The organism is Streptomyces sp. E11-3 (assembly GCF_046540415.1).
Taxonomy (GTDB): Bacteria; Actinomycetota; Actinomycetes; order Streptomycetales; family Streptomycetaceae; genus Streptomyces.
Genome location: NZ_JAZGRL010000065.1, coordinates 1 through 2,999 on the forward strand (window position 1 = coordinate 1; position 2,999 = coordinate 2,999).

General features: G+C 66.3%; 3 protein-coding genes. All 3 read right to left on the bottom strand.

Annotated elements, in window-relative coordinates; all coding sequences use genetic code 11:
• Positions 1–219 precede the first annotated feature (219 nt).
• The gene (locus tag U9R90_RS34970) at positions 220–966 is read right to left on the bottom strand and encodes a Tellurium resistance (RefSeq protein ID WP_411061420.1); all 747 of its coding nucleotides are present in this window, start codon (positions 964–966) and stop codon (positions 220–222) included.
• A gap of 136 nt (positions 967–1,102) precedes the next feature.
• Positions 1,103–2,254: a DUF475 domain-containing protein gene (locus U9R90_RS34975; protein ID WP_411061421.1), complete on the bottom strand. Its 1,152-nt coding sequence runs from the start codon at positions 2,252–2,254 to the stop codon at positions 1,103–1,105.
• A 97-nt stretch (positions 2,255–2,351) separates the two neighbouring features.
• Positions 2,352–2,927 carry a TerD family protein gene (locus U9R90_RS34980; RefSeq protein WP_411061423.1) on the bottom strand — a complete coding sequence of 192 codons (576 nt, stop codon included), beginning with the start codon at positions 2,925–2,927 and terminating at the stop codon, positions 2,352–2,354.
• Positions 2,928–2,999: the final 72 nt, after the last annotated feature.

Sequence of the window (2,999 nt, forward strand, 5' to 3'; positions counted from 1 at the left end):
GCCGGTCCCCGCGCAGCCCGCCTACGGCTACCCCCAGCCGGCGTCCGCCCCGCCGCAGCCCGCGTACGGCTATCCGCAGCCCGCCGCGGGGCCGCCGCCGATGGCGCCCGACCCGGGCTTCCGGCTCCCGCCGCAGGGGCCGCAGTTCATCGGCCGCTGAGCGAACAAGCCACCGGAGGCCGCCGAAGGCCGCCGAAGCGAAGCCACCGAAGCGCTCGGCTACCGCTCCCCCGACCTGGCCTTGTAGCCCCGGCCCCACTGCAGCCCCCAGCCGTACAGCCGGTCCAGCTCCGCCTGGAAGCCGTAGACGAACTTCACCTCGCGGTGCACGATCAACTCGCCCTTGACGTTGTCCAGCGCGAACACCGCACAGGAGCGGGCCTGCGGCGCGCGCTCCTCAAGATCGATCTCGATCCGTGGGCCGTTGCTCGGGTAGAGCGTCATCTTGGCGTACGTACGGTCGAAAGCCGGAGTCTGGTCGTAGATGTAGACAAAGAACAGCAGCCGCTTGATGGACTCGCGGTGGTCCAGGTTGACGTAGATCGTCTCACCGGACGGCGAACCGAACCGGTCGTCCCCGCTGAGCTTCACATACGGCGGTTCGTTGAGGCCCCCGAAGAAGCCGCCCAGCGGCTGTACGACGCCCTTGGCGCCGTCGGTCAGCTCGTAGAGGCAGCCGATGTCCAGGTCGACGTTGACGACGCCCTGGGTGTGCGCCTGCACCACCTCGGGCTGGAACATCTTGAGCGGGTTCTGCAGCAGTTTGCCGCTGGTCTTCGACCTGCCCTCGATGTCGGACGTACGCATCCGCCAGGAGAGGTTGACGCGCAGATTGCCGTTGGCGGCGCCCTGCTTGGTGAGGGACACCGCCGGATTGCGCTTGGTGAGTTCAATGCAGTTGGTCGCGGCGCTGCCGGACTCGAACTGCTCGGATCGTCCGCGTAACAGCCCTTCCCAGAAGGACATCCCGGCTCCCAATCGCCCTGGCCCGGTGGGCCTGTCCAACAGTGCTCGTGCAGTGCTCGTGCGACAGCGACGGGGCGGCCGCGAGGCTGTGTACCTCATGGCCGCCCCGTCAGAGCGTTCCGCAATTACCGCGGGATCACACCCCGGAGGAGACTTCGGCCTTTTCGTCCGGGCTTGGCCCCTGGCCGCTCTCGGCCTTGGCCAGTGCGCGGTTGCGGCGCACCGACGACAAGAACGACCAGGCGATCAGGGCGACGCCGACCAGACCGGTGATGACCTCGTGGATCTCGTACTGGATCGTGACCATCAGGATGACGGCGAGCGCGCCGATGGCGTAGTGCGCGCCGTGCTCCAGGTAGACGTAGTCGTCCAGGGTGCCCTGGCGGACCAGGTAGACCGTCAGCGACCTGACGTACATGGCGCCGACACCGAGGCCGATGGCCATCAGCACGATGTCGTTGGTGATGGCGAAGGCGCCGATGACGCCGTCGAAGGAGAAGGACGCGTCCAGGACCTCAAGGTAGAGGAACATGAAGAACGCGGCCTTGCCGGCGAGTGCGATCGCCGAGACCGGCTTGCCCTTGCGCTTGGCCTCTTCCTCCGCCTCGTGCTCGCGCTCCTCCTCTTCCTCGAGTTTGTCCTCGAAGAAGCCGGAGAGCCCGCCCACGACCATGTACGTGATGAGTCCGGCGATACCGGAGAGCAGCACCGTGCCGGACTTGTCGACGTGCAGACCGCCGTGCTGGTGGGCGTTGACCGCGAAGGTCATCGAGGTGACCAGCAGGACGATCAGCGCGATGCACGGCGCCAGCATGTCGATCTTGCCGATCCTGGCCAGCGGGCGCTCCAGCCAGTGCAGCCACTGGATGTCCCGGTCCTCGAAGATGAAGTCAAGGAAGATCATCAGGAGGAACATGCCACCGAAGGCGGCGATCGCCGGGTGCGCGTCGGTGACGTACTGCTGGTAGGCGTCCTTGTCGGAGATCGCCAGGTCGACCGCTTCGATCGGGCCGAGCTGGGCGCTGATCGCGACGATCACCACGGGGAAGACCAGGCGCATACCGAAGACGGCGATCAGGACACCGATGGTGAGGAAGATCTTCTGCCAGAAGGCGTTCATCTTCTTCAGGATTCCGGCGTTGACCACCGCGTTGTCGAAGGACAGCGAGATCTCGAGGATGCACAGGATCGCCACGATCCCGAAGGCGGTCCACCCGTCGATGAATACCGCTGCGACCAGGCCGAGCGCGGTGACCGCGAACGACCAGCCGAAGGTTTTCAGAATCACTGGCTACCCAATCGATGATTGTGTGCGGGCCTTCCCCGCACCGCACTCGGCCCAAAGCCCCGGCATTTGCGCCTTTTACGTCTTTGCGGCTGAGGCTTTACGAGACGTTGACTCCGAAGTCTAGAGCGATGCCGCGCAGCCCCGACGCGTACCCCTGCCCCACGGCCCGGAACTTCCACTCGCCGCCGTAGCGGTAGACCTCGCCGAAGATCATCGCGGTCTCGGTGGAGGCGTCCTCGGAGAGGTCGTAGCGCGCCAGCTCCTGGCCGTCGGCCTGGTTCACCACGCGGATGAACGCGTTGGCCACCTGGCCGAAGGTCTGGCCGCGGGTGTCGGCGTCGTGGATCGAGACCGGGAAGACGATCTTGTCGACGTTGGCCGGGACCTTCGAGAGGTCGATCAGGAGCGACTCGTCGTCACCGTCGCCCTCACCGGTGAGGTTGTCACCGGTGTGCTCCACAGAGCCGTCCGGACTCTTGAGCTGGTTGTAGAAGACGAACCAGTCGTCGCCGAGCACCCGGCCGCTGTTGCACAGCAGTGCGCTGGCGTCCAGGTCGAAGTCGGCTCCGGTGGTGGAGCGTGCGTCCCAGCCGAGCCCGATCATGACCTGCTTGAGGTCGGGTGCGGCCTTGGAGAGGGAGACATTGCCTCCCTTGGCGAGCGTGACGCCCATGTGCGGTTTCCTCCCCGGGTGGTGGCGCTACTGTCGAGCACGTCCGGCGCCGCACTGGTGTGCGGCGCCGGA